This is a genomic window from Streptomyces sp. NPDC005533, from assembly GCF_042871845.1.
GTDB lineage: Bacteria > Actinomycetota > Actinomycetes > Streptomycetales > Streptomycetaceae > Streptomyces.
Genome location: NZ_JBIAJH010000007.1, coordinates 116,628 through 143,618, shown reverse-complemented (window position 1 = coordinate 143,618; position 26,991 = coordinate 116,628). Strand labels below are relative to the sequence as shown.

26 protein-coding genes and 1 tRNA gene are annotated in these 26,991 nt (G+C 74.3%); 9 read left to right on the top strand and 18 right to left on the bottom strand.

Annotated elements, in window-relative coordinates; all coding sequences use genetic code 11:
- Positions 1 to 65: 65 nt before the first annotated feature.
- From ACFYP3_RS09605 to ACFYP3_RS09595, 3 genes are all read right to left on the bottom strand, one after another.
- Complete coding sequence (locus ACFYP3_RS09605) at positions 66 to 1,085, bottom strand: LuxR C-terminal-related transcriptional regulator (protein WP_388829363.1); 1,020 nt, start codon at positions 1,083 to 1,085, stop codon at positions 66 to 68.
- Between the two features lie 91 nt (positions 1,086 to 1,176).
- Positions 1,177 to 2,061 carry a helix-turn-helix domain-containing protein gene (locus ACFYP3_RS09600; protein ID WP_388829360.1) on the bottom strand — a complete coding sequence of 295 codons (885 nt, stop codon included), beginning with the start codon at positions 2,059 to 2,061 and terminating at the stop codon, positions 1,177 to 1,179.
- 368 nt (positions 2,062 to 2,429) lie between these two features.
- Positions 2,430 to 3,326 carry an aminoglycoside phosphotransferase family protein gene (locus tag ACFYP3_RS09595; RefSeq protein WP_388829666.1) on the bottom strand — a complete coding sequence of 299 codons (897 nt, stop codon included), beginning with the start codon at positions 3,324 to 3,326 and terminating at the stop codon, positions 2,430 to 2,432.
- 175 nt (positions 3,327 to 3,501) lie between these two features.
- On the opposite strand from ACFYP3_RS09595, the gene ACFYP3_RS09590 reads away from it, so the two are divergent.
- Entirely contained in the window at positions 3,502 to 6,705 is a 3,204-nt protein-coding gene (locus ACFYP3_RS09590; RefSeq protein ID WP_388829357.1) for an amidohydrolase family protein, read from the top strand.
- Between the two features lie 30 nt (positions 6,706 to 6,735).
- Here the strand turns inward: ACFYP3_RS09590 and ACFYP3_RS09585 are convergent, their stop codons facing one another.
- The 5 genes from ACFYP3_RS09585 to ACFYP3_RS09565 all read right to left on the bottom strand — a co-directional run bounded on the left by ACFYP3_RS09585 (position 6,736) and on the right by ACFYP3_RS09565 (position 12,090).
- Complete coding sequence (locus ACFYP3_RS09585; protein WP_388829354.1) at positions 6,736 to 7,134, bottom strand: DUF4440 domain-containing protein; 399 nt, start codon at positions 7,132 to 7,134, stop codon at positions 6,736 to 6,738.
- Positions 7,135 to 7,226: 92 nt separating this feature from the next.
- On the bottom strand, positions 7,227 to 8,018 hold the full coding sequence (locus ACFYP3_RS09580; RefSeq protein WP_388829351.1) for a class I SAM-dependent methyltransferase: 792 nt from the start codon (positions 8,016 to 8,018) through the stop codon (positions 7,227 to 7,229).
- A 104-nt stretch (positions 8,019 to 8,122) separates the two neighbouring features.
- A complete protein-coding gene (locus tag ACFYP3_RS09575; protein ID WP_388829348.1) occupies positions 8,123 to 8,647 on the bottom strand; it encodes a GNAT family N-acetyltransferase in 525 nt (174 codons plus the stop codon).
- A 22-nt stretch (positions 8,648 to 8,669) separates the two neighbouring features.
- Positions 8,670 to 9,893 (bottom strand): serine hydrolase domain-containing protein, encoded by a 1,224-nt coding sequence (locus ACFYP3_RS09570; protein WP_388829345.1) that lies wholly within the window; start codon positions 9,891 to 9,893, stop codon positions 8,670 to 8,672.
- Between the two features lie 109 nt (positions 9,894 to 10,002).
- Positions 10,003 to 12,090 carry a SpoIIE family protein phosphatase gene (locus ACFYP3_RS09565; RefSeq protein ID WP_388829342.1) on the bottom strand — a complete coding sequence of 696 codons (2,088 nt, stop codon included), beginning with the start codon at positions 12,088 to 12,090 and terminating at the stop codon, positions 10,003 to 10,005.
- Positions 12,091 to 12,359: 269 nt separating this feature from the next.
- On the opposite strand from ACFYP3_RS09565, the gene ACFYP3_RS09560 reads away from it, so the two are divergent.
- Positions 12,360 to 12,980 (top strand): L-threonylcarbamoyladenylate synthase, encoded by a 621-nt coding sequence (locus ACFYP3_RS09560; RefSeq protein ID WP_388829339.1) that lies wholly within the window; start codon positions 12,360 to 12,362, stop codon positions 12,978 to 12,980.
- A 19-nt stretch (positions 12,981 to 12,999) separates the two neighbouring features.
- Here ACFYP3_RS09560 and ACFYP3_RS09555 read toward each other — a convergent pair whose 3' ends face one another.
- The 4 genes from ACFYP3_RS09555 to ACFYP3_RS09540 all read right to left on the bottom strand — a co-directional run bounded on the left by ACFYP3_RS09555 (position 13,000) and on the right by ACFYP3_RS09540 (position 18,663).
- Positions 13,000 to 15,141 (bottom strand): bifunctional serine/threonine-protein kinase/ABC transporter substrate-binding protein, encoded by a 2,142-nt coding sequence (locus ACFYP3_RS09555; RefSeq protein ID WP_388829336.1) that lies wholly within the window; start codon positions 15,139 to 15,141, stop codon positions 13,000 to 13,002.
- Positions 15,142 to 15,147: 6 nt separating this feature from the next.
- On the bottom strand, positions 15,148 to 17,319 hold the full coding sequence (locus tag ACFYP3_RS09550) for a bifunctional serine/threonine-protein kinase/ABC transporter substrate-binding protein (protein ID WP_388829333.1): 2,172 nt from the start codon (positions 17,317 to 17,319) through the stop codon (positions 15,148 to 15,150).
- Positions 17,319 to 18,176 (bottom strand): hypothetical protein, encoded by an 858-nt coding sequence (locus ACFYP3_RS09545; RefSeq protein WP_388829330.1) that lies wholly within the window; start codon positions 18,174 to 18,176, stop codon positions 17,319 to 17,321. The genes ACFYP3_RS09550 and ACFYP3_RS09545 overlap by 1 nt, the downstream gene beginning before the upstream one ends.
- 82 nt (positions 18,177 to 18,258) lie before the next feature.
- Positions 18,259 to 18,663, bottom strand: coding sequence for a GNAT family N-acetyltransferase (locus tag ACFYP3_RS09540; protein WP_388829327.1), 405 nt, complete (start codon positions 18,661 to 18,663; stop codon positions 18,259 to 18,261).
- 155 nt (positions 18,664 to 18,818) lie between these two features.
- Between ACFYP3_RS09540 and ACFYP3_RS09535 the strand changes: the two genes are divergently transcribed.
- Positions 18,819 to 19,553 (top strand): beta-glucanase, encoded by a 735-nt coding sequence (locus ACFYP3_RS09535; protein ID WP_388829324.1) that lies wholly within the window; start codon positions 18,819 to 18,821, stop codon positions 19,551 to 19,553.
- Here ACFYP3_RS09535 and ACFYP3_RS09530 read toward each other — a convergent pair.
- Complete coding sequence (locus ACFYP3_RS09530; RefSeq protein ID WP_388829321.1) at positions 19,550 to 20,251, bottom strand: ribonuclease H; 702 nt, start codon at positions 20,249 to 20,251, stop codon at positions 19,550 to 19,552. The two genes, ACFYP3_RS09535 and ACFYP3_RS09530, sit on opposite strands and share 4 nt — an antisense overlap.
- A gap of 127 nt (positions 20,252 to 20,378) precedes the next feature.
- Positions 20,379 to 20,771, bottom strand: coding sequence for a MerR family transcriptional regulator (locus tag ACFYP3_RS09525; RefSeq protein WP_388829317.1), 393 nt, complete (start codon positions 20,769 to 20,771; stop codon positions 20,379 to 20,381).
- Between the two features lie 50 nt (positions 20,772 to 20,821).
- On the opposite strand from ACFYP3_RS09525, the gene ACFYP3_RS09520 reads away from it, so the two are divergent.
- The gene (locus ACFYP3_RS09520) at positions 20,822 to 22,105 is read left to right on the top strand and encodes an MFS transporter (protein WP_388829314.1); all 1,284 of its coding nucleotides are present in this window, start codon (positions 20,822 to 20,824) and stop codon (positions 22,103 to 22,105) included.
- Positions 22,106 to 22,120: 15 nt separating this feature from the next.
- Here the strand turns inward: ACFYP3_RS09520 and ACFYP3_RS09515 are convergent, their stop codons facing one another.
- From ACFYP3_RS09515 to ACFYP3_RS09505, 3 genes are all read right to left on the bottom strand, one after another.
- A complete protein-coding gene (locus ACFYP3_RS09515) occupies positions 22,121 to 23,029 on the bottom strand; it encodes a serine hydrolase domain-containing protein (RefSeq protein WP_388829312.1) in 909 nt (302 codons plus the stop codon).
- Entirely contained in the window at positions 23,008 to 23,259 is a 252-nt protein-coding gene (locus ACFYP3_RS09510) for a hypothetical protein (RefSeq protein WP_388829309.1), read from the bottom strand. Before ACFYP3_RS09510 ends, ACFYP3_RS09515 begins: the two co-directional genes overlap by 22 nt.
- A gap of 132 nt (positions 23,260 to 23,391) precedes the next feature.
- Positions 23,392 to 23,595, bottom strand: coding sequence for a cold-shock protein (locus tag ACFYP3_RS09505; protein ID WP_030384970.1), 204 nt, complete (start codon positions 23,593 to 23,595; stop codon positions 23,392 to 23,394).
- 288 nt (positions 23,596 to 23,883) lie between these two features.
- Between ACFYP3_RS09505 and ACFYP3_RS09500 the strand changes: the two genes are divergently transcribed.
- The 5 genes from ACFYP3_RS09500 (at position 23,884) to ACFYP3_RS09480 (ending at position 26,727) form a co-directional block, all read left to right on the top strand.
- Positions 23,884 to 23,957 (top strand) — tRNA-Met (locus ACFYP3_RS09500).
- 163 nt (positions 23,958 to 24,120) lie between these two features.
- Entirely contained in the window at positions 24,121 to 24,618 is a 498-nt protein-coding gene (locus ACFYP3_RS09495) for a SigE family RNA polymerase sigma factor (RefSeq protein WP_388829305.1), read from the top strand.
- A complete protein-coding gene (locus ACFYP3_RS09490) occupies positions 24,611 to 25,036 on the top strand; it encodes a hypothetical protein (RefSeq protein ID WP_388829302.1) in 426 nt (141 codons plus the stop codon). The genes ACFYP3_RS09495 and ACFYP3_RS09490 overlap by 8 nt, the downstream gene beginning before the upstream one ends.
- Positions 25,037 to 25,131: 95 nt before the next feature.
- Entirely contained in the window at positions 25,132 to 26,394 is a 1,263-nt protein-coding gene (locus tag ACFYP3_RS09485) for a mannosyltransferase family protein (RefSeq protein ID WP_388829299.1), read from the top strand.
- A 78-nt stretch (positions 26,395 to 26,472) separates the two neighbouring features.
- On the top strand, positions 26,473 to 26,727 hold the full coding sequence (locus ACFYP3_RS09480) for an antitoxin MazE7 (protein WP_388829296.1): 255 nt from the start codon (positions 26,473 to 26,475) through the stop codon (positions 26,725 to 26,727).
- Between the two features lie 13 nt (positions 26,728 to 26,740).
- On the opposite strand, the gene ACFYP3_RS09475 is transcribed toward ACFYP3_RS09480, so the two are convergent.
- Positions 26,741 to 26,968, bottom strand: a complete 228-nt coding sequence (locus tag ACFYP3_RS09475) for a hypothetical protein (protein WP_388829293.1) — start codon at positions 26,966 to 26,968, stop codon at positions 26,741 to 26,743.
- Positions 26,969 to 26,991: the final 23 nt, after the last annotated feature.

Here is a 26,991-nt window from a genome sequence, read left to right as displayed (position 1 = left end):
GGGGGCCGCCTGCGGGAACTCGCTCCGGCGGCCGGAGCGAGGGTTCGGCAGCGCGTGCCCCCCTCTCACAGCCAGCCGGCCTGCGCCGCCCTCAGCCCGGCCTCGAAGCGGCTGCGCGCGCCCAGCCTCTCCATGATCGACGCCATGCTGCGGCGGACGGTGCTGAGGGACACCCCCAGCCGCCCGGCGGCCGTCTCGTCGGTGAGCCCCTTGGCCAGCAGGGTCAGCAGTTCGCGTTCCTGTGCGGTGAGCCCGGTGTCCTCGTCCCTGCCCTGGCGCGCACCGAGCGGCAGCGCGACCGCCCACACCTGCTCGAAGAGCGTCGACAGCGCGGCCATCGCCCCGGCCGCGTGGAGGAGGACGGCCCCGCGGCGGGTGTCCGAGGGGTCCAGCGGGACCAGCGCACTGGCGCCGTCGATGAGGATCATCCGCAACGGCAGGGTGGGAACCGTGCGCACCTCGCCCCCGGACTCCGTCAGCCAGCGGGCGTAGTCGAGCGTCGGCGCGCTGTTGCGGACGCTGTCCAGGCAGACCGTCCTGAGCTCCACCCCGCGGAGCAGGATCTGGGCGTCGTTGTGCCGCGCCGCCTCGATGGACGCCGGGGAGTGGCCGCCGCCGGGCATGAACGTACAGACCGAGGTGGTGGCCTTGTTGGCGATCTGCTCCAGTCGGCTCTGGATGGCGTCCATGCCGATGAGGCGCTCGCTGTCCGTCTCCTCGCCGCCGGCTTCGCCCGCGGCCGTGCCCCCGACCCCGCTCGCGGGCTCGGCGATGTCGGCGAGCATGCGGGTGACCGCGACGTGGGTCTCGTCCAGTTCCCGTCGGCGCTGTTCCAGTTCGTCCTGCTGCCGGCGGAGCAGGAGCTGGAGCCCCAGTTCGGGGTGGATCGCCCGCCATCCTCCGGGCCGGTCCGCCGACCTGCGCAGCAGGGAGAGTTCGGCGAGTCTGTCCAGCGCGTCCCGCACCCGCTGTTCCTCGAGTCCGAGCCGCTCGGCCATCTGCCCGACGCCCCAGCCCTCGGGGCGCGCGGCCAGCAGCCGGTAGACGGCCTCGGTCGATGTGTCGAGTCCCAGTGCGGACAGCATCGCGGAGCTCCTCCCCACGTCGACAACGTCTCTTCCTGGCTCACCGCAGCATGGGGGGAAACAGAGCCGGCGGTCTTGTAGGAATCGGAGTTCAGGCGTCGTCCGGCAGCAGCAGGCTGGTCACCCGGCCCGCCACCCGGTCCAGCGCGGAGCCGGGCGGCAGTCCGCCCCGGTGGGCCGCGAACCGCGACGGGGTGAGGCCGGTCATCGCCTTGAACTCGCGGATGCAGTGGGCCTGGTCGTGGAAGCCGCCGAAGGCCGCCACCTTGGCCCCGTCCAGGCCGAGCGATTGGAGGCGCAGCGCCCGCTGGAGCCGGGCCACCCTGGCGACGGCCTTCGGCGCCAGCCCCACCTGCTGCCCGAAGCAGGCGCGCAGATGGCGGGGGCTCCAGCCGACCTCGCCGGAGATCGCGCTGAGGGCCTCCGGCCGACTGTCCGCGTGCAACCGCCGCAGGGCCTCGCGGACTTCGGGCGAGACCGTGCCGCCCTTGTCCCCGCAGGAGAGGAACACGGCGTCGAGGAGGGCGAACCTGTCGGCCCAGGAGTCGGCGTGCCGGAGCCGCTCGACGAGGTGGTCGGCGGTCCGGCCGAGCAGGTCGGACAGGTCGACGAACGCCTCCGTGAAGTACCTCATGGGTATCCCGAAGGTCCGGTAGGCGCCGAGCGGGGAGAAGGTCACCTCGATGCCGTGCAGACCTCCGGCGTGCTCGCCGCGCGTCGCGGTGGTGCGCAGTCCGGAGAGGAAGGACGAGGCGCCCCGTGGCGGTCCGCCCGCGCTGAGGCTGAGACCGCCCGCGAGAGCGATGACCACCGTCACCACCCCGTCGGGGACCTCCAGCCGGGACCGGGGCCTGCCTTCCGGCAGCCGGTAGCCGTGGTACGCGATGATCTGTCCCCGCAGGGCCGCTCCAGGGCGCGACCTGATGCTCTCGGCGCTTCCGGCGGCGGCCTCCGGGGCGCGAACGATCGAGACCATGCCTACCCCCCGTCAGGGCACCTACGGTCCGGACGGCCACCAGGATGCATCAGCCGGGGCCGGATCCACAGGCGGGTCTCGGCACATTGCCGGGTGGGCGGGGCAATTGGCCGGTTCCGAGCGGTGACACCAAGCTCTCGGGGCTACTTGCTCTCACCTTCGGCCCCTTCCACCGGTCCGTGCCGGGCGGAAGGCTGTTCACCGGGAGCAGGGCGAGCCTCCGGAAGAGAGACGCCCCGGATCCCGAGAGGCCGTGTTCCGGATGTCAGAAACGAGGTGTTCCCATGATCTGGGACTGACCGACCCGACCGGTTCCGTCACCGGTCCGCACGGCCCGGCCCTTCCCTTGGCGGCCGGCGGTGGGCACGTCAGCCGGCCCCCGGCCCCTCCGCCAGCACCTCGCGGATCACGTGCCGGGCGTTGAGTGCCATCGCCCGGTTCGTCCTGCGGTAGTACGGCAGCGCGATCAGCGCCTGCGAGAGGGTGCGCCCCCGGCCCCGTCTCCAGGTCGCGTCGTCCACGCCGAGCTCTTCGCGGAAGACCTCGCGCGCCCGGGCCGGCAGCAGGTTCCACGCGGGGAACAGATCGCACGCCGGATCCCCCGTCCCCGTGCACCCGAAGTCGATCACCGCGGCCAGCCTGCCACCGTCCACGAGCAGGTTGCCCGGCATCAGGTCGGCGTGCAGCCACACCGGCGGGCGGTCCCACTCCGGGGCCCGGAGCGCGTCCTCCCACACAGCGGCCGCGGCGTCGCAGTCGACGCCCTCCTGCGGGATCCCGCGCAGTTCCTCGATCGCCGCCCGGGTGGACGCGTCGAGCGAGGCGAGCGGCCCGCCGCGGTGGGCGCGCGGCGCCCCCGTCAGGGTGATGCCGCGCATCGCCGTCACGAACCCGGCCAGGTCCCGGGCCAGCGGCACCGGTTCGTCCAGCGCGCCCGCCTCCGGGTTCTCACCGGTCAGCCACCGGCACACCGACCACTGCCACGGATACCCCTCGGCGGGCGCCCCGGCTGCGAGCACCTCGGGGATGGCCGTGGGCAGCGCGGGGGCGAGGCGCGGCAGCCACTCGCGTTCCGTGGGCACGTCCTCGGCTCCGCCTTCCGTCAGCGGCAGCCGTACGACCAGGGTTTCGCCCAGCCGGTACATGGCGTTGACCGTGCCGCCGGACGGGAACCGCTCCACCGGCAGCCCCGCCCACCGCGGGAACTGCCCGGCGACGAGCCTCCGTACGAGGTCTTCGTCGACGGGGTGCTGACCGGGATGCATCCGTGCTGTGCTCATGTCCGCCATCCGACCGTCGGGGGCCTCCGGGATCAAGCGATTTATCCCGGACGGTGTCGCCGTTGCCCCAGGGGGTCTTGATCGTTTGGTGGTACGTCGACACGTGAGGTGAGGGGTCGGAATGCGAGTTGCGCGCAGGACCGTGCTGCAGGCGGCTTCGATGGGAGCCGCGGCGGCGCTGCTCGGGCGTTCCGCCGCGGCAGCCGACCAGGAGGCCGCGGCCGGTACGGGGACGGTCCGGGCGGGGGTGAGCGGCGCGGGGACGGTCGGCGCGGCGACCGTCGGGCTGCGCTTCACCCGTGCGACCAACGGGGCCGCGACCGCCACGGCCGCCGGGGACCGGTTCGTCGCCGAGGTGCAGAACGTCCTGTGGTCGCTGCCCCCGGACGGTTCGCCCGCCACGCCCCTGACCCCGCCCGATCTGGAGCCCGGGCGTCCGGTGTTCTCCCCCGACGGCCGCCAGGTGGCGATGAGCGCGTATCGCGGGGGCGTCTTCCACCTCTGGGTGATGAACACGGACGGCTCCGGTCTGCGCCGGCTCACCGACGGCCCCTTCGACCACCGCGCGCCGGCCTGGTCGCCCGACGGCCGCACCCTCGCCTGCTGTTCCGAACGCGGCGGTGATCCGGTGGCCGGCAGCCCGTACCGGATCTGGACCGTCGACGTCGCCGGCGGTCGTGCGCGCCGCCTGACGGGCCTGCCCGGGCAGGAGGGCCCCGGACAGGACGGGGAGTGGGAGGACTTCGACCCGGTCTGGTCGCCGGACGGCTCCCGCGTGCTGTTCGTCCGCGCCACCGTGACCACGGGTACGCCGGCGGGCGACACGCTGACCGCCCGGACCATCGGCTCCGTCGCCGCCGACGCGCCCGGGACGGTACGGGTCGAACACGCCGTCGCCGACGGCCGGCTGATGGCCCCCGCGCTCTCCCCGGCCGGCCGCACCGCCTGGCTGTCCGCGGCCCCCGGCCCCCGCAAGGCCGAGACGCTGACCCTGTTCGCCGACGGCCGTCCGGTGTCCCTCGACGGGGACCTCGCGCCCGCTCCCCCGCGCTGGATCGGCGACGACCGCCTGCTGATCACCCTCGACGGCCGGTTCCGGGTGATCCGCCCGCACCGTGACGGCGGCGACGGCGGCCGGGAGATCCCGCTCGACGCCACCCTCGAAGTGACGCGCCCCCGCCACCGGGTCAAGGAGTACGTCCTGGAGGCCGAGCGGAGCCTCCCGGTCCGCGGGATCCACCTGCCCGCCCTGTCCCCCGACGGCCGCAGCGTGGCCTTCGCCGCGCTGAACGCGCTGTGGGTGGCGCCCGTCACCGGCGGGGCACCGCGCAAGATCGTCCAGGCTCCCGCCACGGCCTACGTCCAGGGCCCGGTGTGGACCCCGGACGGCCGGGCCCTGGTCTACACCGACGACCGCGACGGGCTGAACACCGTACGCCGCAGGGAGCTCGACGGCGGCGGGGAGAGCGTGCTCGCGCCGGGCGGGCGGGTCTACGGGGCGCTCTCCCCGGACGGCACCCGGCTCGCCGCGCTGGACCTGGCCGGGCGGCTCCTCGTACGCGATCTCGCGACCGGGACGGAGACCCCGCTGGTCGCGGCGCTGGGCGGGGGCGGACTGCCCGGCCCGCCCAGCTGGTCGCCCGACGGCCGGCACCTCGCCCTGTGCGACCGCAACCGGCTCAGCCGGCGCTTCCGCGAGGGCTACAACCTCATCCGGATCGTCGACGCCGCCACCGGCGCCGACCGCCTGCACGCGCTCGCCCCGCACGCCTCGCTCGCGGACCGCTACGCCTCCGGGCCCGTCTGGTCACCCGACGGGCGCTTCCTCGCCTGCGTCAGCGAGTCGGCGCTGTGGCTGCTCCCCGTCGGCCCCGACGGCACCCCCACCGGACCGGCCCGGCGCCTGACCGACGAGCCCGCCGACCACCCTTCCTGGTCCGGCGACGCGCGCACCCTGCTCTACCAGTCCTGCGCCCGGCTGCGCCTGCTCGGCCTCGACGGCGACGGCGCGCCCGCCGGGCCCGCCCGGACCGTGCCCGTCTCCCTCTCCTACCGGCGCCCCGCACCCGTCGACACCGTCGTGCACGCGGGGCTGCTGTGGGACGCCACCGGCACACCGCCGCGGGCCGACGTCGACGTCCTCGTCAGCGGCGGCCGGATCACCGCCGTCGAACCGCACCGGCCGGGCCGCCGCGCCGCCCGTACCGTGGACGCCTCCGACGGCACGGTCCTGCCGGGGCTGTGGGACGCGCACGTCCATCCGTACCCCTACACCTACGGGGCGCGCCAGGGCGTGCTGCACCTCGCGTACGGGGTCACCACCGTGGTGTCGCTCGGCGGTTCGGCCTACGAGCAGGCCCGGCTGCGCGAGGACATCCGGGCCGGGCGGCTCGCCGCGCCGCGGCTGCTGGCCGGCGGGGAGCTCCTGGACGGCTCCCGGGTCGCCTACAGCATGGGGCGCGCCCATCGCACCCGTGCGGGGTTCACCCGTTCGCTGGCCCGGGGCGAGGCGCTGGACTGGGACTTCGTCAAGACGTACGTACGCGCCCCCTACGCGCTGATGGCCGAGGCGGCCCGCTTCGCGCACGAGCGGCTCGGCGTCCTGGCCGGCTCCCACCTGTGTGCCCCGGGCGTCCAGTCCGGCCAGGACCTGACGACGCACCTGGTGGCGACCGAGCGCGCGGAGTACGGCCACGGGGCGACCCCGCGGGGCCACACGTACCAGGACACCGTCGAGGTCTACACGCGGGGCGGTTTCGATCTCATCGCCACCCCGTTCACCGCGCTGCCGCTGATCGGCGCCGATCCGGCGCTCGCCGACGATCCGCGGGTGACGGCCCTGATGCCGCCGTGGGACGTGGAGGCCGTCCGGGCCGCGGCCGCGAGTGCGCCGAGCGCGGAGCAGAGCGCCGTCCTGGAGCGCGAGGTGGAGGTCTACCGGCGCGTCGTGGCGGGGGGCGGCCGGCTCGCGCTGGGCACGGACGCGCCGCTCACCCCCGTGGGGCTCCACCTGCACCTCTCGCTGCGGGCCCTGCACCGCTACGGGATGTCGCCGGCGGAGGCGCTGACCACCGTGACCCGGACCCCGGCCCGGGTGTTCGGTGTCGCGGACCGGCTCGGCACGGTCGAACCGGGCAGGATCGCCGACCTCACCCTCGTCGACGGAGACCCCTTCGCCGACTTCGCGGACCTGGTCCGCGTGCGGGCGACCGTCCGGGGCGGTGTCGTACGTGAACGCCCGGCCCTGGAGCGTGCCTTCACCCCTTCCGGCGCGTCGCCGGACGCGGCTCCCGGGGACTGGGGCGGGGTGCTGCGCCAGATGCTCCGGGACGGCTGTTGCAACGCCCACGAGGGGGACCGCTGAGGAGCGCCGCGAACGCGGTCGGCCGCGCGGTCAGGGCTGGTCGTACCAGGAGAAGGCGGCGATCCGCCAGCCTTCCGGGGTCCGCACGAACTGCATGGTCTTGGTCCCGCCGCCCTCGAAGGGCTCGCCGTCCAGGATCCCGGACTTGCGGTACTCGCCGAACCGCGAGGCGATGTCGCCCGCGATCTCGGTTCGCTCCGAGGTCTCCCACTCGGAGAACTCCGCCAGTCGGCCGCCGGACAGCAACAGCAGGCGCGGCTCGATGAACTCGTCCACGGTGTAGGGCGTGAAGTCCGGGCCGGTCTTGACGATGACCGCGCCCGGGAGCATCAGCCGGCGGATCCGTCCCACGTCGGCGGCCTGGCCGCCCCGGTTGTCGAAGGCGCCGAAGAACTCGGCGGTCACCACGTCTATCTCGGCCTTGGACATGGCGCGACAGTAACACCCGTACGGGCGGCGGGCGTCGCTCCGTTTTCCGGCCGGCCGGCCGGCCGGTGGGGCGGCGACCGTCCGCGTTACGGTCAGGCCGCGAGCGCCGTGGTGATCACCAGGGGCGGCCTCACCCGCTCCGCCGGCCACGGGCGGCCGGCCGCGAGGTCCGGGTCGGCGACGGCGAGGGCCTCGTCCACGGTGGGCCGGTGCTGGACGACGTCCCGGAAGCCGGCGCGCTCCAGCAGGGAGGGGAAGTAGCCGACGGGCCAGGCGTGGTTGCGCATCTCCTGCCAGGTTCCGTCGGTGCGCAGCAGCCGTACCGTCAGCTCGTCGCCGGGCCCGTACACCTCGCCCGGTTCGCCGATCCGCAGCGAGGCGTACTCGATGCCGTTGCAGTTGGGGTCGGTGGTCAGCAGCACGAACAGGGCGCCGGGCCGCAGCAGTCGGCGGATCTCGGTGAGCACGCGGAGCACCGCGTCCTCGGTCGGCAGCGAGGCGAGCACGTGGTTGCACATGACCGCGTCCGCGCAGCCGTCGGCGAGGCAGGTCACCCGGCCGTCGTCGACGAGGTGGTACTCCGCCACGGCGGTCGCCGAGGCACGGGCGAGCGCCAGCATCTCCGCCGAGGTGTCCACCCCGAGGACCCGCGCGCCCAGCTGCCGGGCCGCCTGGTCGGCCACCTTGCCCGGTCCGCATCCGTAGTCCACCAGGACGGACCCGGGGCCGATCCGGCGGGCGAGCGCCCGGAAGACGAACGGGTACCCGAGCAGCCAGTCCGTGGCCGCGTCCACCGCCGCGAATGCCCGCGCGCCCTCACGTCCGGACCAGGCGGCGCCGTCCGCGGCGCCGCTCTGCCGGGGTCCCTCCGACCAGTCCCTCACAGACCCACTATCGACCCATCGCCACCACCCGGCACGCTCACGACACGACGTCCCGTCCCGCCGCCTCCGCCCCGCGGCTCCCGCCCTCGCGCGGAAACGGCGCGCTAGAGGGTGATCCAGTAGCGCCGCTTGGGGCCGATGATGGTTTCGCGGACGTCTTCCAGGACGCCGCCGTTGGACTCGATCGTGCGGATCGAGGCCTCGTTGCCGGGGTCGCAGGTCAGCAGGACCCGGTCCATCCCCAGCAGGCGGGCCTCGTGCCGGACGGCGCCCAGGGCCCAGGTGGCGAGCCCGCGGCGGCGGGCCGAGGGCCGGACGCTGTAGCCGATGTGGCCGCCCGCGTCGAGCAGGAAACCGTTCAGGTAGTGCCGCAGGTCTATCGCGCCGAGATAGGTGTCGTCCTCGGCGATCCACCAGTACGTGGCGTGGACGCGGCCGTGCTCGACGGGCGCCGTACGGTCCCCGTACCGGTGGAGCCGGTCCACCCAGGCCGCGAAGCCCTCGGGGCTGTCCACGTCGTCGTCGGAACCGAGTCCGCCGCCGTCCAGGTGGGCGTCGGGGCCCGCTTCCCGCTGGGCGGCGAGCCAGGAGCTGTGCAGGCGGGTGGTGGGGCTGATGAGCTCTGGCATACCCCGGACCCTAACAGTCGGGTCATCTGGGGACCGAGGGCTTGTGCCCGGGGTAGACGTGGTCCGGGGTCACGATGCCGGTGATCGCCTCGCCGAAGAGGGTGCTGGGCTCCTGGCCGTCGTGCAGGACGTCGGTGTTGAGGATGACGACCAGGGTCGCCTGCTCCTGCGGCAGGAAGACGCCCAGGCTCTCGTAGCCCGGCAGCGAGCCGTTGTGTCCGATCCAGCCCTGGACGTTGAACAGGCCCAGCCCGTAGCCGGCGCCGGGGATGCCGACCGAGGTGGTCTTCAGGCGCTGGGCCTGCGTCTCGGGTGTCAGCAGCGTGCCCGTGGCGAGGGTCCGCGCCCAGCTGCGCAGGTTCTGGAGGTCGGAGATCATGGCGCCGGCGGCCCAGGCCCACGACGGGTTCCAGCCTGCGGCGTCCTCGATCTTGCCGGAGGCCGTCTGGTCCGTGTAGCCCTGCGCGTGCGGTGCGGGGAACTCCGCGCCGGTCGGGAACAGCGTGCGGCCCAGTCCGGCGGGCGCCACCACGTCCCGGTTGACGACGTCCTTGAGCGGCCGGCCGGTGACCTTCTCGATCAGCAGACCGAGCAGGATCAGGTTGGTGTTGGAGTACTCGAACTTCGCGTTCGGCTCGAACTGCACGGGGTGCTTGAAGGAGTAGGCGAGCAACTCCTGTGGCGTGAAGGGACGCTCGGGGTCGGTGGTGAACGCCTTGTCGAAGTCCGCGTCCTCGCTGTAGTTGAAGAGCCCGCTGCGCATGCCGGCCAGCTCGCGCAGGGTGATGCGGTCCCCGTTCGGCACGCCGGCGATGTAGTCGCCGATCGGATCGTCGAGGCCGACCTTGCCCTGGTCGACCAGTTGGAGGAGGGCGGTGACCGTGAACGTCTTCGTCTGGCTGCCGATGCGCGTGTGGAAGTCGGTCCGCATCGGCGCGCCGGTCGCCTTGTCGGCCACGCCGAAGGCCCTCACGTAGCTGCCCTTGCCGGGTGCCCACAGCCCCACGATCACGCCGGGCACCCCGGCCTCGCGCATGACGCGGCGCACGGCCACGTCGAGTTGGGCCGCGACGGCGGGGGTGAGCTCCGGGAAGCCGTCCTCGCCGTCCGGGGTGGGGGTCGCGGTGGCGGACCGCACCGCGGCGGGCGTCCCGTACGCGGAGCCCGCGACGGCCGGGGCGACGAGCAGGGCCGCCGCGGCGGCGGCCACGCAGGCCCGGCGGATCCGTATGTGCGTCGGAGTCACCACATGCCTCCTGCCGTACGGGGTTCAAGGCGGGGCGATCACGATCAGCGTAAGGTCGCGCCGGCCGGGCCGCGAGGCGAGCGGCCGCCGCGACAGGGCTGCGGCAGGACTACGGCAGGGGCCTCGCGCGGGCGATGACCAGGGCGACGTCGTCGTGGTCGTCCGGCCGGCGCAGGGAGCCCAGGAGCCGGTCGCAGGTCTCCTCCAGCGGGCGGCCGGTGTCGGCGAGCAGGTCCAGGAGCAGGTCGAGGCGTTCGTCGATGGGCTGGTCCCGGGTCTCGACGAGTCCGTCGGTGTAGAGGACGAGTTGGTCGCCGGGCTCCATGGCGACGGTGGTGGCCTCGAAGGGGATGCCGCCCACGCCGAGCGGTGCGCCGGTGGGCAGGTCGAGGAGTTCGGGGGTGTGGCCGTACCGGATGAGGACGGGCGGCAGGTGTCCGGCGACGGCGACCCGGCACTGCGCCCGGTGCGGGTCGTAGACGACGTAGACGCAGGTGGCGATGGTCTCTTCGAGGGCGGCGGTGGTGCGGTCGAGCTGCTGGAGCACCTGGGTGGGATCGAGGGCGAGTTCGGCGAGGGTGCGGGTCGCGGTGCGCAGTTGTCCCATGCTGGCGGCGGCGTTGATGCCGCTGCCCATGACGTCGCCGATGACGAGGACGGTGGTGTCGTCCGGGCCCGCGATGGCGTCGAACCAGTCACCGCCGATCTCGCTGCTGGCCGCGGCGGGCCGGTACCGGGAGGCCACTTCCAGCCCGGGCGTGGGCGGCGGGTGGTGCGGGAGGAGGTGGTGCTGGAGGGCGAGGGCGGTGTGGTGCGCGTTGCGGTACCAGCGGGCGTTGTCGATGCACACGGCGGCCCGGGCGGCCAGTTCCCCGGCCAGCACGATGTCGTCGTCGTTGAAGGGCAGCGGGTTGCGGGTGCGTTTGAGGTCGAGGGCGCCGAGGACCTCGCCCCGGGCGATGAGGGGCACGGCCAGGTACGAGCGCAGGCCGGCGCGGGTCAGGAGCGAGGCGGCGGTGCTGTCGCGGGCGATGCGCGAGATGTCCTGGGCGTGGACGTGGGCCACCAGGACCGGATGTCCCGTCGTCACGGACTGGGTGACCAGCCGGTCCGCGGCGTACGCGGCGATGTCCCCGGGCGGGTCGGCGGCGCGGACGGCCTCGCTGGGGAAGGCGGAGGCGACGGCCAGAGCCCGGAACACGGCGGGCTCGTGGGCGGAGGACCGCAGGGTGGGCCGGCCTTCGAGGACGGAGTCGAGGATGTCGACGGCGGCGATGTCTGCGAGCTCCGGGACGACGACGTCGGCGAGCTCGCGGGCGGTCTGGTCCAGGTCGAGGGTGGTGCCGATGCGGACGGTGGCGTCCGCGATCAGGGCGAGGCGCCGGCGGCTGCGGGCGATCTCGATGGCCGCCTGGTGACTCTGGGTGACGTCGACCACGGAGGTGGCCAGGCCGAGGACGCGTCCGGTGGCGTCCTCCAGCCGGTAGTACGACACCGACCAGGCGTGCTCGGTGCGCTCCCCGCCGTGGGTGCGGCCGGCCGTGAACTGTTCGAGCAGCGGCGTACCGGTGGCCAGGACCTGGCGCATGGCGGATTCGGCGGCCTCGGTGTCGTCGAGGAAGGAGAGGGCCTCGCGGACGCTCCGGCCGATGTGCTGGGCGGCGGGCAGCCCGTTGATCCGTTCCAGCGTCGGGTTGACCAGCACGTACCGCAGTTCCGTGTCCAGGACGGCGAGACCGATGGGTGACTGGGCCACCAGGCGCGCGGAGAGGGCGAGGTCCCGTTCCAGCTGCCGCAGCCGCGTGCGGTCGGTCGCGATGCCGAGGGCGTACAGGTCCCCGTGCTCGTCGAGCAGCCGCATGTTGCGGAATTCCACCAGGCGGGTGCCGCCGTCCTTGTGGCGTACCGGGAAGGCGCCGGCCCAGTCCCCCGCGCCGCCCATGACCCGGGCGAAGAGCTCGGTGACCAGCCCCACGTGCTCCTCGGAAGCCAGTAGTCCGGCCGCGGGACGGCCGAGCGCCTCCTGGGCCGACCAGCCGAACAGCTGCTCGGCCTGGGGGCTCCACAGTGCGATGCGTCCCCGGGCGTCGAGGACCACCGCCGCGACGTTCAGGACGTCGAGCAGCCCGCTGGGCGGGGCGAGCCCGGGCGCGCTGCGCCCGGTCCCACCGGCTCCCGACCTGTCGATCGAACCCATCGGGGACGCTCCCTTCCGGCACCTCCGGCCCGGCCCCCACCCGCCCAGCGGCGGCCCGGGGCACACGGCTACCTCTCATCGTGCCCCGGAACCCGCCCGGCAGCGTCCGGAGCGGTCCGAAGCGGTGGGGAGCGGTCCGGAGCGGCTCGGCCTGGGCACGCTCGCCCGCCCGGCCGGCCGGTCATCGGCCCGCTTCGGTTCGCTCAGCGCGCGCATCCGCGCATCGTCGCGGCTCGGGCGCCGGCGCCGGGACCACGTAGGCTCGGCGGATGGCGAAATACTTCGACGTGCACCCCGAGAATCCTCAGCGTCGCACGATCGGCAACGTGGCCGACATCATCCGCTCCGGCGCGCTCGTCGCGTACCCGACAGACTCCTGCTTCGCGCTGGGTTGCCAGCTCGGCAACAGGGACGGCATCAGCCGGATCCGGTCGATCCGCAACCTGGACGACCGTCACCACTTCACCCTGGTGTGCCAGAACTTCGCGCAGATGGGACGGTTCGTCCAGATCGACAACGACGTGTTCCGCGCGATCAAGGCGGCCACACCCGGCAGTTACACCTTCATCCTCCCGGCGACGTCCGAGGTGCCGCGCCAGCTGATGCACCCGAAGAAGAAGACGGTCGGGGTCCGCATTCCCGACCACGTCGTCACGCAGGCCCTGCTCGACGAGCTCGGCGAGCCGCTGCTCTCCAGCACCCTGCTGCTGCCCGACGAGGACGAGCCGATGACGCAGGGCTGGGAGATCAAGGAGCGGCTCGACCACGAGGTGGACGCCGTGCTGGACTCCGGCGACTGCGGCACGGAGCCGACCACGGTCATCGACTTCTCCGGCGGCGAGGCGGAGATCGTACGCCGGGGCGCGGGAGACACCTCGCGGTTCGAGTAGTCGCGCCCGGCCCGGCCGGTCACGCGGAGGGGCGTACGTCCGGGTAGAGGCCCAGGTACCGGTACGCGCCGGATTCGGCCCGGTAGAGGTGGGCGATGCGGTTCCCGCTGAGGACGTGGGTGCCCGCGTCGAAGGCGAGCGGCTTGGCCAGGCCCTGGTGGGTCGTCCGGAAGATCCGCCGGGTCAGGCCCGCGCGACCCCGTCCCTCCTCCCCCAGGCCGGTCAGGGCCGCGGCCAGCAGGCCCACGGCGTCGTACGCCTCGGTGGCCCAGCGGGCGGGCGGCTCCCCGTGCGCCGTGCGGTGGGCGGCCACGAACTCGGCGGCGGCGGGGACGGCCAGCGGGTCGGTGAAGAGGGCGCTGAACACCCAGCCCTCGGCGGCCGGCCCGGCCTCCGTGAGGAAGGCCGGTTCCATGACGTGCTGGAGGGCGACGCGGGGGCCCGGGAATCCGGCATCGGCCAACGCCCGGGCCAGCCGGGCCGCGCGCTGCGGTGAGGTGCCGGCGTAGACGACGGCCTCGGCCCGGGCCTCGGTCAGGGCGCGCACCACGCCCGCGAAGTCGGAGCCGCCGACCGGGATGCGGTGGACGCTGAGCGTGCCGGTCGAGGGCGGGCTCTGCTGCAGGGTGCGGATGAGCGGCCAGGTGGGTTCGCCGCCTTCGACGTCCTCGACCAGGCCCGTGCGCCGGACGGGCCTCACCCGGCTGAGGTAGTCGATCACGGGGAGGGCGAACCGGTCCCCTGCCGGGCGGGTGGCGCACAGGGTCCGCCATTGGGACTGGGCGGTCTCCGAGCTGTCGACCGCCACCAGCAGCAGGGCGAGATCGGCCGCGGCGCAGGCGGCGGCCAGCTCGGGCACGGCCGCGTCCCAGGTGGGGCCGGTGAGCGCGGCCACCGCGGGGTCGGCGACGAGTTCCTTGACGACCTGCGCGGCCCGCGCCGGGTCCCCCGCGTCGTCGGCGACGCGTAGGGCCAGCAGGAACGCGGCGTCCTTACGGCTGTTGTGCCGCTCCACGGCCAGTCGCATGCCGCGCTCGTGGGCCTGGCCGACGGCTCGGCCGGGACCGGTCAAATCGCCCTGCAGGGCGAGGGTGAGGGTGGCCAGGTCGCGGGCCGGCGGTGGTGTCCCGCCGCGGGCCCGCCCGCGGGTGGCGAACCAGGCGGTCGGAGCGCCGACGGCGGCCAGACCCGCGCCGGCCGCGAGCAGCCGCCGGCGCGTGAGGCCCCGTACCGGCGTCGGCGGTGCGTCGATCCGGGTCGGCTCCGGGGCGGGGAGGTCCAGGGCCCTGGTGGAGCGTTCGGCGATGAGCCGCGGCAGTGGGGGCGGCAGCCAGTCCTCGGCGTCCGTGTCGGACGGGTCGTCGTCGAGTACGGCGCCCAGCTGGGCCGGGGTCGGCCGGGCGGCCGGGTCCTTCGCCAGGCAGGCCAACACCGGTTCGCGCAACTCCGCCGGTAGACCGGCGAGTTCGGGCTCGTCGTGGACCGTACGGTAGACCACCGCGGCCGCGTGCCCGCTGCCGAAGGGGCCGTGTCCGGTCGCCGCGTACGCCAGGACGCAGCCGAGGGAGAACACGTCGCTCGCGGCGCCCGCCGCGGGCCCGCCCGCGCGGGCCTGTTCCGGAGCCAGGTACCCGGGCGTGCCGATGACGGCGTCCACGGCCGTCAGCGTGGCCGCCCCCTCGGCGCGCGCGATCCCGAAGTCGATCAGCCGGGGCCCGTCCGGGGCGAGGAGGATGTTGCCCGGTTTGACGTCGCGGTGGACCAGCCCGGCGGCGTGCACCTGCGCGAGCGCTTCGGCGAGCCGCGCGCCGAGGGTCCGTACGGCCCGGGCGGGCAGCGGGCCGTACGCCGCCACCGCCTCGGACAGGGCGGGGCCGGGGACGAACGGGGTGGCCAGCCACGGCTCGAGCGCCTCCGGGTCGGCGGCGATCACCGGGACCACCCAGCGTCCGGTCAGCTGCCCGGCGGCCTCCACCTCGCGTCGGAAGCGGATGCGGAAGTCCGGGTTCGAGGCGTGGTCGGCGCGGATGACCTTGACGGCCACGAGGGTGCCCGTGGCGGAGCGGGCGAGGTAGACCGTGCCCATGCCGCCCGAACCGAGGCGTCCCAGCAGCCGGTTGCCGCCGATCGCGGCCGGATCGGCGGGGGTGAGGGGCCGCATCCCCGGCTATCCCGCCGGGGAGGCGGTGGGCGCGGGCTCGGTGGCCGGGCCCACGTAGCGGATGCTGCCGCCCTCGACCCTGTGCTGGAAGTAGATGTTGCCCTTGACCTGCCGCCGCTCGTCGAAGGCGTACTCCTTGGTCAGGCCGCGGAAGGTGCCCTGGGCGAGCGCGGTCAGCAGGTCGGCGCGGTTCGGCCGGCTGCCGCCCGCCGCGGCGGTGACCAGGCGGTCGATGACCAGACGCGTCGCGTCGAAGGCCTCCGCGGTCCAGATCGCGGGGGCCGATCTGTACGCCGCCTGGTGCGCGCGGGCCACCTCCGCGACCTCGGGGGCTCCGGGGTCCGTGTACGGCGTGAAGAACTGCCAGCCCTCGCCGGCCGGACCCGCAGCGGCGAGGAACTCCGGGCCGGCGATGGTGTAGTCGGCGGCCCTGGGCCCCGTGAAGCCCGCGGCCGCCAGGAGGCCGGCCGCCTCGGCCCCGCCCGCCGGGGTGCCCGTGTAGAAGAGGCCGTCGACGCCGTGGGCGAGCAGGTCGGCGACCACCGGGGCCAGGTCCTCGTTACCGCGTGGCACGACGCGCACGGAGAAGGTGGCGCCGGGCGCGAAGTAGGCGATGGTGCGGCCCACCAGCAGGGCCGCCTGCCAGGTGTCGGCGTCGCCGTCGCGGTCGCTGAGGATGCCCATCCGCCGGACGCCCTGTTTGCCGGCCAGTTGGAGGTTGACGGCGGCGGCCTGGGCCGAGGAGATCGGGCAGCTCTGGAAGAAGCTGCGCCGGTCGGTGACGCTGAAGTTGGTGGCCAGGGCCGACACGGTGACCAGCGGTACGGAGTTCTCTCCGTAGAGTTCGAGGCACGGGATCACGGACGCGTTGCCGGTGGGGCCGATGACCGCGAACAGGTCGCGGTCGGCCATGAGTTCACCGGCCGCGGCGGCCGAGCGGTCGGCCCGCCCGGCGTCGTCCGCGGTGGCGACGGCGAGGGTGAAGGGCTTGTCCTTGCGGGCGTTGAAGGCGTCGACGGCCAATCGCACCCCGCGTTCCTGGGCCTGACCGGCGGCCTTCTGGGGGCCGGAGAGGTCGGCGTGCACGCCGATCACCCAACGCCGGGCGGCGGGCGAGGCCGCGTTCCGGTCCTTGCCGTCGTCGCGCAGGGCCGCCCAGGCGGCCAGGCCGCCGCCCGCCAGGAGGACGGCGCCGCCGGAGGCGAGGGCGAGGAAACGCCGGCGGGAGGGCCCGGCCGTGCCGGGCGCCGGGGCGGCGTCGAGGTCGGCGACGGTCTCCTCGATGCCGGGCAGGGCGAGCAGCGCGGCGGCGCGCTCGGCGATGGTGGCGACGACCGGGTCGGGCAGCCAGTCGGTGCCCTCCCCCGGCGTGTCCTCGGTCAGCGCCCGGTCCAGCTCGTGCGCGGTGGGGCGCAGGTCGGGGTGCTTGGCGAGACAGGTTCGCAGCAGCGCGGTGAGTTCGGGGTCGGCGAGGACCTCCGGGCCGAGCTCGGGCTCGTCGTGGACGGTCCGGTAGAGCACCGCGTCCACGGTCCCCGTGCCGAAGGGCAGGCGTCCGGTGGCGGCGTACGCGAGGAGGCAGCCGAGCGAGAAGACGTCGCCGGCCGGCTCGGCCGGGCGGCCCTCGGCCTGCTCGGGCGGGAGGAAGCCGGGCGTGCCGAGGACGGCGTCGGCGGTGGTCAGGGCGGTGTGCTCGCCGCCGCGCGCGATCCCGAAGTCGATCAGCCGGGGCCGGTCCATGCCGAGCAGCACGTTGCCGGGTTTGACGTCGCGGTGTACGAGGCCCTGCGCGTGCATCACCCCGAGGGCCTTGGCCAGGGCCTTGCCGAGGATCCGTACGGCGCGCAGCGGGAGCGGGCCGTGGGCGGTGACGGCCTCGGCCAGGGAGGGGCCCGCGACGAAGGCGGTGGCCAGCCACGGCTCGGGCGCGTCCGGGTCGGCTCCGGTGATCCGGACGGCCCACGGGCTGTCCACCTCCGCGGCGATCTCGGCCTCGCGGCGGAAGCGGGCCCGGAAGTCCGCCTCGTCGGCGTACTCGGCGCGGATCACCTTGACCGCGGCGAGCGCGCCGTCCTCGGTGCGGCCGAGGTAGACCACGCCCATGCCGCCGGCGCCGAGCCGGCCGAGGAGGCGGTACCCGGCGATCCGGGAGGGGTCCGGCGCGCGGAGCGGCTCCATCAGCGCGCCTCCTTTCCGAGCTCCTGCTTGGCCTGCAGCAGCATCCGGCTGGTGGCCTGGGCGGCGAGCCCGTTCATGTCCTCCTGGGTGAAGCCCGCGGCGCCCTTGGCGGCGATGGCCACGGTGACCGGGCCGAACTGGGCCTGGGACCAGGTGTAGCGGTGGGGTCCGCCGTCCTGCGCGCTGACGTACTCGCCGGTCTCGCTGAAGGCGTCCTCGGTCCACCCGTTCGCCTGTTCGCCGAGGTAGAAGGAACCGCCCCACAGGTTCTTGAGCTCCTCGCCCTCCCGCAGCTTCTGGCCCGGGCAGCGCAGCACCTCTTCCATGGCGCGGGCGGTCTCCCAGGCGGATTCCCGGCGGTCGTGGTGGACGGTGACCGTGGCGTTGAGCCGGAGCCGGCCGCGGCCGTTCCCGGCCGGGATGTGGAAGGAGCGGGTGCTCGTGGCGAGGACGTCGTCCGGCAGGCCCGCGGTCTGCCAGACGCAGTCCTCGTCGAGGACGGGCCAGCGGCGGGGATCGCTCTCGAACGGGGTGCTGCGCACGACCTCGGGGCCGAAGGCCGCCTCGGTGATGACGATCCGGCCGAGCAGGGCTCGGGCCTCGGCGACCGTCTTCGGCTGCTTGGACTCGTCCAGCGGGGGCACGAGGGGGTTGGCCGTGCTGTCGGCCGGCCCGGCCCCGGGCGTGCTCGCGCCGGGCGACGCGGCCGGGGTGCGGGCCGCGGCGTCAGTGGTCGCCGCCGCACCGCCCTTCGCCGAGCCGTCGGCCGTGCACCCGACGAGTAGGAACAAGCCCGCTGCCGCGCACCCGTAGGCGCGCAGCGCGGAGCTCCGTCTGCGTGTCGCTGGTCCCCCCACGGCAGGGATCGTACCCCGCCGTGAGGGCGCGCAACTGGCCTATGGCGAAGCGATATTGGGGGGGGTCTTCCCGGCGGTCGGCTCAGCGGGTGCCGAGGGTCCAGGCGGATTCGTGGCGGGTGAAGCCGATGTGCGGGTAGTAGTCGACCGCCGCCGGGGCGGAGAGCAGGACCACCTTCGCCTCGGGCGCCGCCTCCTGGGTGACCCGGATCAGGTCGCGGCCCACGCCCTTGCCCTGGTGGGCGACGTCGACGGCCAGGTCGCTGAGGTAGGTCGAGTACGCGCCGTCGGTGAGGGAGCGGGCGATGCCGATGAGGGCGCCGTCGTCCGTGCGGGCGACGACGACGAGGTTGGCGCCGGCCAGCATCCGGGCGAACCGCTCCACATCGGAGACGGGGCGGCGCTCGGCGAGGGTGGAGGCCCGGTAGAGGCCGATGACCTCCTCCACGTCCAGCTCGGCGCCGACGACACGTTCACAGGTCCACATCGCTGCCACTCCCGCATGTAATAGGCGCATGTAATAGGCACTAGTCAATATCGATTATTACATGAGGGGGATGGTGGAAGACAAACCGGTGGACCGGTATGTCAGGCCTCGGGGCCGGGCAGCATGCAGGGGCGTCCGTCCACGGAAGGAGCCCCGTGCTCACTCACTTTCTCGCCTGGTTCCGACGGCCCCTTCGACGTCTCACCGACACCACGGCCCGTGGTGCCGGCCCGGCGAGCGGCGGGGTCCCGCTCTTCACCGCGGACTTCGGGTCGGCCGCCCAATGGGTCGCCGGCCGCTCCTGGGCCTATCCGGACGGCGGCCCCACCAACCATGGTGACAACAAGCTCGACCATCTCGTGGAGGACCCGTCCTACAGTCGCACCGGCACCTTCCGGGCCGTCCGCCGCCCGGACGGCGACTGGAACGCGGGCCTGCTGACCACCGAGGGCAGCGACGAGGGGTTCATGGTGCGGACCGGGGACGTACTGGAGACCCGGGTGCGACTGCCCGTCGAGGCCGGGGCCTGGCCCGCGATCTGGACGTGGCGGGACGGCGGCAACGAGGTCGACGTCTTCGAATACCACCCGGACAACCCCGACCTGCTGGAGCTCTCCAACCACGTCAAGGGCGGCTCGCGCTACCACCGGGACCTCTCGGTCTCCCCCGGCGGCTGGGTGGACCTGAAGGTCGAGTTCGGGGCGCGCTCGGTCGTGTGGTGGGTCAACGGCACGCGCGTGTACGCCGACCGACGCGGGGTGGGGCGCAACTGGAGGGCGTACCTCATCGTGAACCTCTCCGTCTGCGCCGGGCGCTACCACCCGGCGCCCGACGCGGACGTGTCAGAGATGTCGTACGAGGTCGCCCACCTGCGCGTGTACCGCCGCTAGGCCGTGGTGGGGGCCGAGGCGGCGCAGCTCTCGTGGCCCCAGCGGCTCCCGTTCTTGGCGATCATGTCACCGACGGCGTAGGGCTTCCCGCAGGGGCAGCTGCCCGGGAACTTCGCCTTGATGGGCCGGGACGCACGGCCGGGCGCGGCGCCCTCCGCCGTCCGCTTCCGTGCCGTGCCCGTCTTCTGGCGCGCGGGCGCGGCCGGGGCCGGCACCGGCAGGTCCGCGTGTCCGAGGGCGGTGCCGGCGGCCTCCTGCGTGCGGGCGGCGTCGCTGGCGGCCTGGTCGGCGATCGCGTTCAGCAGGTCGCCGTCCTCGCGGTGCGCGGGCACGTAGACGAAGGTCACGTCACGATCGGCGAGCAGCAGGTCGATCTGCTCGACGAGCCCGCGGTTGGCGACCGGCTGCCCGGAGGAGGTCTTCCACCCGTTGCGCTTCCAGCCCGGGAGCCACTGCGTCACGGCCTTCATCGCGTACTGGGAGTCCATCCGCACCTCGACGGCCGTCCCGGGGGCGACCGCCTCGAGCAGCCGCTGGAGGGCGGTCAGCTCACCGATGTTGTTGGTGGCCCGGCCGAGCGGCCCCGCCTCCCAACGCTCGGGGCGTCCCTGGGAGTCGGCGATGACCCAGCCCCAGCCGGCCGGACCGGGATTACCTTTCGCCGCTCCGTCACAGGCGGCAATGATGCGTTCAGACATCCCCCGATCATGCCTCATCCGCCGAGGTGGTGAGCGGTCGGCTCGGCAGCACGTCCTCGGCCGTCAGGCGGGAGGGGGGAGCGGGAGGCGGGCTCGGCCGCCAGGCCCGGCCGCCGGTTTCAGCGGCTCAGGAGCCGGGCCCGGCCTCCGAGAGGAGTTGGCACTCGTCGAAGTTCATGCAGCCGCAGGCCAGGCAGTCGGCGACCGCGTCGCGCAGGAGCTGGGTCTGCCGGATGAACCGGTCCAGTTCGGGGAGTTTGCTCTCGGCGAGCGCGCGCCACTGCCGGGTCGCGCCGCGGTCGGAGTCGGCGTCCAGCAGGGCGCGGATCTCGGCCAAGGTGAACCCGGCCCGCTGGGCCATCTTGATCAGCGCGATCCGCCGTACCGTGCCGGCCGGATAGACGCGTCGGCCCGCGGCCCGTTCGGCGGACGGCAGCAGGCCGACGCTCTCGTAGTAGCGCAGACCCGAAGGTCTCATCCCGACCTGCCGGGCGAGCTCCCCGATACCGAGCTTCCGCACCTGTCATTCCCCCTTGACCTCAAGTGCGCTTGAACCAGGAGTCTGACCGGGTGACTGCTCCACAGACAACTCGCCTGCTGCCGCGGGCCTACCGGCCGCTCTTCGCCCATGCCGGGTTCCGGCGGCTCCTGCCCGCTCTGGCGGCTTCCGACCTCGGTGACGGGATGAGCGTGGTCGCGGTGGCCTGGCTGGCCATCGAGATCGCGCCCCCGGGCCGGTCCGGGATGCTCCTGGGAGCCGCGCTCGCCGCGTACGCCCTCCCCGGGGCGGCCGGTGCGCTGCTGTTCGGGCGGTGGCTGCGCCGGCTGCCCGCCCCTCGGCTGCTGGCGGCCGACAGCCGGATCCGTGCGGTGCTCCTCGGTTGCGTGCCGCTGGCCTGGGCCTTGGACGTGCTGCACCCGGTGCTGTACGTGGCCCTGCTCGCGGGCTCGTCCGTCCTGCACGCCTGGGGCAACGCGGGGAAGTACTCGCTGCTCGCCGGGCTGCTGCCGGCGGAGCAGCGGCTGGCCGCCAACGCGCTGGTGAGCTCCAGCACCTCGGCCGCGATCGTCATCGGCCCCGCCCTGGCCGGCTTCCTGGCGGCGGCGGTCAGCCCGGCCTGGCTCATCGGGCTCGACGCGCTGTCCTTCGCCGTGCTCGCCGTCCAGGTCGGGCGGGTGCGCGGCCCGTCCGGGGAGGCCGGGCAGGCCGACGGGCCGCCCGACGAGGCGGCCGCGCCCGTCGACGCCGACCTGTCGGCCGCGGGCCTGCACTTGGTGCGCAAGCAGCCCGAACTCCTCGGTGTCCTCGCCCTGACCTGGTTCTTCAACTTCCTGTACGGGCCGGCGGAGGTCGCGCTGCCGCTGCACGTCACCGAGGACCTGCACGCGGGGGCGGGCCTCCTCGGGCTGTACTGGGCGCTGTTCGGGGCGGGCGCCGTGCTGGGCGGCCTGGCCGCGGGAGCCCTGCGGAGGTTCCCCCTGTGGCCGGTCACCCTGACCATCGTCGCCGGCTGGGGGCTGGCCCTGGTGCCCTTCGGCCTCGGCGCGCCCGCGGCCGTCACGCTCGCCTGCTTCACCCTCGGCGGGTTGATCTACGGACCGTTCACGGCGCTGTCCTACACCCTGTTCCAGGACCGCACGCCGGCTGCCTGGCTGACCACGGTCCTGGCGGCCCGCAGCGCCGCCCTCCTCACCGCCGGGCCGGTGGGCACCGCGCTCGGCGGGCCCCTCATCGCGCTCATGGAGCCCCGGGGGGTGCTGGCGGCGTCGGGGATCGCGACGGTCGTGCTCGCCCTCGTCGCCGCCGTGATGCGGGCCCGGACCGGTCGGCGGGCAGCCTCCCGGCTCGTCTGATCCGCTCCGGCCGCGTCAGGACCCGCTCGGCGGGGTGACGGCGGATCTGATCTCGTCGGCCAGCAGCCGGGCCGCGGTGTCCGCCGCGCCGGCCACGAGGCGGGTCCGGGTGAGGCAGAAGGCGAGGCCCCTCCCCCGGTCGGCGAAGGCGATGCTTCCGCCGCTGCCGTGGTGTCCGAAGGCCGTGCGCTCGCCGGCCGTCTCGGGCAGGCCGAGGAAGTAGCCGAGCCCCTTGGCGTACCTGCCGAGGAGCATCAGGTCCTTGCCCTCGACGGCCACGTCCGCGGCCAGCTCCAGTCGTTCCGGGGAGATCAGCCGTACGCCGTCGACCTCGCCCGACAGCGCGGCGTACAGCCGGGCGGCGGCCCGCGCTGTCGCGGTACCGCAGGCGGGCAGGTCGGCGAGCAGGTACGCGCGGCGGGTGGCGAGCTCGGCGACGGTCCACACGTCGCGGTTCGGGACCACGTACCGGCGGAACGGCGCGGAGGGCGGAAGGGTCTCCAGCCAGGCCGCCCAGTTGCCCTCCACCAGCGGCGCCGTACGGGCGAGTTCGCTCTCGGGCAGGCCGAAGAAGAGCTCGTCGGCGACGCCCAGCGGCTCGGTCACGTAGGTGCGCAGCGCCTCGGCCGGGGTGAGGCCGGTGACCCGGCGCACGGTCTCGCCCAGGATCCAGCCGAAGGTCCAGCCGTGGTAGCCGCTCGCGGAGCCCGGCTCCCACAGCGGTTCCTGCGCCGCGACGACCGCGCACATGGTGTCCCAGTCGCACAGTTCCCCGGGTGTGATGCCGGTGGGGAGCTGCGGTACCCCGATGGTGTGCGTCAGGGCGTCGCGTACGGTGGCCCGCTCCTTGCCGTGCGCCCCGAACTCGGGCCAGTAGTGGGCGATGGGGGTGTCGTACGCGATCAGCCCGCGCTCGGCGAGCACGTGCACCAGGGTCGCGGTGAAGCCCTTGCCCGTCGAGAAGCTGTGGTCAGCGTGTCGGATCCGAGCCGGCGGGCACCGGGGCGGTCGGCCCAGCCCGCGTGCGCGTCGACGATCGGTGCGCCGTCGAGGTAGGCCGCCACCTGGAGGCCGCTCTTGCGGCCGGACTCCACCAGCTCTTCGAGCAGCCCGCCGACCCGCGCCCCGACGTCCGCGCTCACCCTGCGGTTCACTCGTGCATCATGCACCAGGGCCGTGCGGCGGTCGCCGCACGGCCCTGGTGTCGCATGTCGGACGTCTCGGCGCGTCGGCGGGTCACCTGGGTGACGGCCTCGGCGCCGAAACGGTTCTCCGGCGGTCCGGGACTAGGCGGGGGTGATGTTCTCCGCCTGCGGGCCCTTCTGGCCCTGCGTGATGTCGAACGTCACGGCCTGGCCCTCCTGGAGCTCACGGTAGCCGGACGCGTTGATCGCCGAGTAGTGGGCGAAGACGTCCGGGCCGCCACCGTCCTGGGCGATGAAGCCGAAGCCCTTTTCAGAGTTGAACCACTTCACGGTTCCCGTAGCCATGTTCATGCCTTCCCGTTGACGTACGTCTTCCACACGGCGTGGAAGACGGAGGTGATCGCCCTGGTCCTACGGCACAACACAGCAAAACTGCCCACACCGACAGGCACGGGCAAGGCACTTGGAACCACGACAGCTACCCGTGAAGGTACACGCCTGCACGCACGGTCACCAGGGGGAATGATCTCGCCTTGACGGCGGAATTCCGCCGCTGCGCCGACCGTACGGGCCCGCCCGTCCCGAAATGTGGCGAGTGGGGCCCCCGGGATGCCGTAGGGTGAGGTCTACCGACGCGGGGTGGAGCAGCTCGGTAGCTCGCTGGGCTCATAACCCAGAGGTCGCAGGTTCAAATCCTGTCCCCGCTACTGCTCACGAGGCCCGGATCCCTACGGATCCGGGCCTCGCGTCGTTTCCGGCCGACGGCCATGTGACGGCACTCACACGACGACCTGTCATCCGATGTCAACCGGATGCGGGGCGGCGGGCGTATGCCCCCTGAGACGCGCACATGGATTCGGGAGCGATTTTTTGACCGTCGAGGAGTTCGAGGAGTTCTACGCGCAAGCGGCGGGACGGCTCACAGGACAGCTGTACGTGATGCTCGGCGACCATCACGAGGCACAGGACGTGGTGCAAGAGGCCTTCGTCAGGGGCTGGGGGCGCCGGGGCCGGCTGGACCGGGACGGCAGGCCGGAGGCCTGGATCCGTACGGTCGCCTGGCGGCTCGCGGTCAGCCGGTGGCGGGGTCGCCGGCGGACCGCCGACGCCTGGCAGCGCACGGCTCCGGCGACCCGTGTGGAGGGGCCGGGTCCGGAAGCGGTCGCCCTCGTGGAGGCGCTGCGGCAGCTGCCCGCGAAGCAGCGCCGGACGATGGCGCTGCACTACCTGTGCGACCTGACCGTCGAGCAGATCGCCGCCGAGACCTCCCTGTCCACGGGCACGGTCAAGACCCACCTCTCCCGGGGCCGGACAGCCCTCTCCCGCCATCTGCAGGACCCCCGCATGGAGGAGGCTCCCGATGCCTGAGTCCCACGACCCCTTGCGCTCCCTGTTCCGGGAGGCCGCCGGCGACGGACAGTCCCGCTCCGCGCTCCCGCCCGTCGCCGTCATCGAGCTGCGCGGGGAACGGGCCCGGCGGCGCCGGATCGCCGGTCTCGCCGTCGCCGCCTGCCTCGTCCTCGCCGGATCCGGCGCGGCCGTCGCCGCGTTCCTGCCGGGCAGCCCGACCCCGGTCCTCCCGGCGAGTACTCCCCCTCCCCTCGACCCGTCCTCCGGGCCGACCCCCACACCGTCCACCTCGCCGACCTCCGCACCGACGACCCCGCTGTCCGCCAGTGCGACCTCCAGCCCGACTCCGCCCCGGCATACGACGGCGCCGCCCGGCGCTCCCACCGGGACGACGTACCCGGGCGCGTCCGCCACGTCCTCGCGGCTGCCCGGCTAACCCCCGGCCCCCCTCCCCCATCACCGCCCGCGGACCCCGGCCTCGAACCACCGGCCGGTGGTTCCGCATGCCCTCACAGGGTCAGGAGATCCCGTATGTCCGTTTCCGCCCCGCATCGGCCGGCCGCGGTCGCCGACGCGCGCACCACCGGGCCGCGCGTCCCCGACGAGGGCCGCACCGGCGGCGCCGACCGGGCGGGCCACGTCCGACGCGCCCGCCGGACGCTGCCCCGGCTCGGCCCGGACGACCGCGAGGTGCTCTGGCTCTACCTGCTGACCCGCGTCGGCGTCTGGGCCGTGGCGGGAGCCGTCGGCCTGCTGTTCCCCGCCGACGCCGACGCCCGCCGGCCCGCCTCGCCGCTCGCGGCCTGGCAGCAGTGGGACTGGACGCACTTCATGCACATAGCCAGGGACGGCTACTTCCCCGGCCGGGCCGGACCGTGGACGGCCGGCTGGGACAACCGGGAGGCCTTCTTCCCCGGCTTCCCCCTCACCCTGCGCGCCGTCCACACCGTCGTCCCCGACTGGGCCGCGGCCGGGGCACTGGTCTCGTTCCTCGCGGGCGGCGTCGCCGTCCTGGCGCTCGCCCGCATCGCCCGCCTCCGGCTGCCCGACCAGGACGCGGGCCGGCGTACGGTCCTCTTCCTCCTGCTGTCGCCGTGCGCCGTGTTCCTCGCCGCCGGCTACACCGAGGCGCTCTTCCTCGCCTTGGCCCTGCCCGCCTGGCTGGCGGCGCAGCGCCAGCACTGGCCGACGGCCGCGGCCCTGGCCTGCCTGACCTGTTCGGTGCGCGTCACGGGGCTGTTCCTCGTGGCCGCGCTCGTCCTCCACTTCGTCCTGACCGCGCGCGGCCGTTCCGCCTGGCGCGCGGCGCCCTGGCTGTTCCTGCCCGCCCTCGCACCCGCCCTGTACTCCTGGTACCTCCAGACGCGGACCGGGGACTGGATGGCCTGGAAGCACGCCCAGGAACGCGGCTGGTACCGGGACTTCCACGCCCCGTGGGAAGCCTGGGGCAACACCTGGGAGGTCGCCTTCCACCACACCCAGCCCACCGGGTACGCGCTGATGGCGCAGGCCGAGCTGCTGGCCATGCTGGTCGGTGTCGCCCTGATCGCCGTGCTGGTACGGGGCCGCCGCTGGCCGGAGGCGCTCTACATGGCCCTCACCCTGTGGGCCCTGGGCACCTCCTACTGGTACACCTCGATCCCCCGTTCCACCCTGCTGTGGTGGCCGCTGTGGACCGCCCTGGCCGCCTGGAGCCTGCGCCGCCCCCGGGTGCAGTCCGCCTACCTGTACGTCGTCGGCCCGCTGGGCGTCACCGTCGCCCTCACCTTCCTCACCGGCCGCTGGGCCGGCTGAGGCGCCGTCAACCCCCCGGTCCCCGTGCCCTGCGGCGAACGGCCCCCCGCCCGGTCCGCGGGCGCGCATACTCGGTGCATGGCCGACACCACCACAGTCGAGGTCGACACCGATGTGCACGACCGGCTCGCCGCGCTCGCCGCGGACCGCGGACTGAGCCTGCGGGCGTACCTCGCCGAACTCACCGCCACCCAGGAGAACGCGGCCGCGCTCGCCCGCGCCGCGCTCGCCTTCGAGCAGGCGCTCGACCGACCCGGTTTCCGTGAGGGGTTCGCCCGCGACTTCGGCGGCCCCGTGCCCCGCCGCCCCTCCGACCCGCGCGCCCGGCCTTAGCAGCACCGGGCCGTCAGCCACCGCGACCAGGTCCGGCGGCGCCTGCCGGAGCGCCCGTCCGCGCGAGGCGTCCCGCCTCCAGCCCGGCGGCACGGTCGGCCGGCGCGGCCGCGGCCGCGAGGTCGTAGGTGAGGAACACCAGGGCGAGGTCCTGGTGTTCGCGCAGCCCGACGAGCAGGTCGAGGACGGCCGCGCGGGTGACGGGGTCGCGGCCGGAGGTGATCTCGTCGCGGACGAGCACCCGCGGGCGTGCGATCAGGCGGT

Bases quoted from the DNA above. Each gene is read 5' to 3' on its own strand.
- ACFYP3_RS09590 (WP_388829357.1), top strand. From the start codon at position 3,502: ATGGGAGCCGCGGCGGCGCTGCTCGGGCGTTCCGCCGCGGCAGCCGAC.
- ACFYP3_RS09550 (WP_388829333.1), bottom strand. From the start codon at position 17,319: ATGGAGCCGCTCCGCGCGCCGGACCCCTCCCGGATCGCCGGGTACCGC.
- ACFYP3_RS09485 (WP_388829299.1), top strand. From the start codon at position 25,132: ATGTCCGTTTCCGCCCCGCATCGGCCGGCCGCGGTCGCCGACGCGCGC.
- ACFYP3_RS09605 (WP_388829363.1), bottom strand. From the start codon at position 1,085: ATGCTGTCCGCACTGGGACTCGACACATCGACCGAGGCCGTCTACCGG.
- ACFYP3_RS09555 (WP_388829336.1), bottom strand. From the start codon at position 15,141: ATGCGGCCCCTCACCCCCGCCGATCCGGCCGCGATCGGCGGCAACCGG.
- ACFYP3_RS09560 (WP_388829339.1), top strand. From the start codon at position 12,360: ATGGCGAAATACTTCGACGTGCACCCCGAGAATCCTCAGCGTCGCACG.
- ACFYP3_RS09600 (WP_388829360.1), bottom strand. From the start codon at position 2,061: ATGGTCTCGATCGTTCGCGCCCCGGAGGCCGCCGCCGGAAGCGCCGAG.
- ACFYP3_RS09595 (WP_388829666.1), bottom strand. From the start codon at position 3,326: ATGCATCCCGGTCAGCACCCCGTCGACGAAGACCTCGTACGGAGGCTC.
- ACFYP3_RS09530 (WP_388829321.1), bottom strand. From the start codon at position 20,251: ATGTCTGAACGCATCATTGCCGCCTGTGACGGAGCGGCGAAAGGTAAT.
- ACFYP3_RS09505 (WP_030384970.1), bottom strand. From the start codon at position 23,595: ATGGCTACGGGAACCGTGAAGTGGTTCAACTCTGAAAAGGGCTTCGGC.
- ACFYP3_RS09565 (WP_388829342.1), bottom strand. From the start codon at position 12,090: ATGGGTTCGATCGACAGGTCGGGAGCCGGTGGGACCGGGCGCAGCGCG.
- ACFYP3_RS09540 (WP_388829327.1), bottom strand. From the start codon at position 18,663: ATGTGGACCTGTGAACGTGTCGTCGGCGCCGAGCTGGACGTGGAGGAG.
- ACFYP3_RS09575 (WP_388829348.1), bottom strand. From the start codon at position 8,647: ATGCCAGAGCTCATCAGCCCCACCACCCGCCTGCACAGCTCCTGGCTC.
- ACFYP3_RS09490 (WP_388829302.1), top strand. From the start codon at position 24,611: ATGCCTGAGTCCCACGACCCCTTGCGCTCCCTGTTCCGGGAGGCCGCC.
- ACFYP3_RS09480 (WP_388829296.1), top strand. From the start codon at position 26,473: ATGGCCGACACCACCACAGTCGAGGTCGACACCGATGTGCACGACCGG.
- ACFYP3_RS09585 (WP_388829354.1), bottom strand. From the start codon at position 7,134: ATGTCCAAGGCCGAGATAGACGTGGTGACCGCCGAGTTCTTCGGCGCC.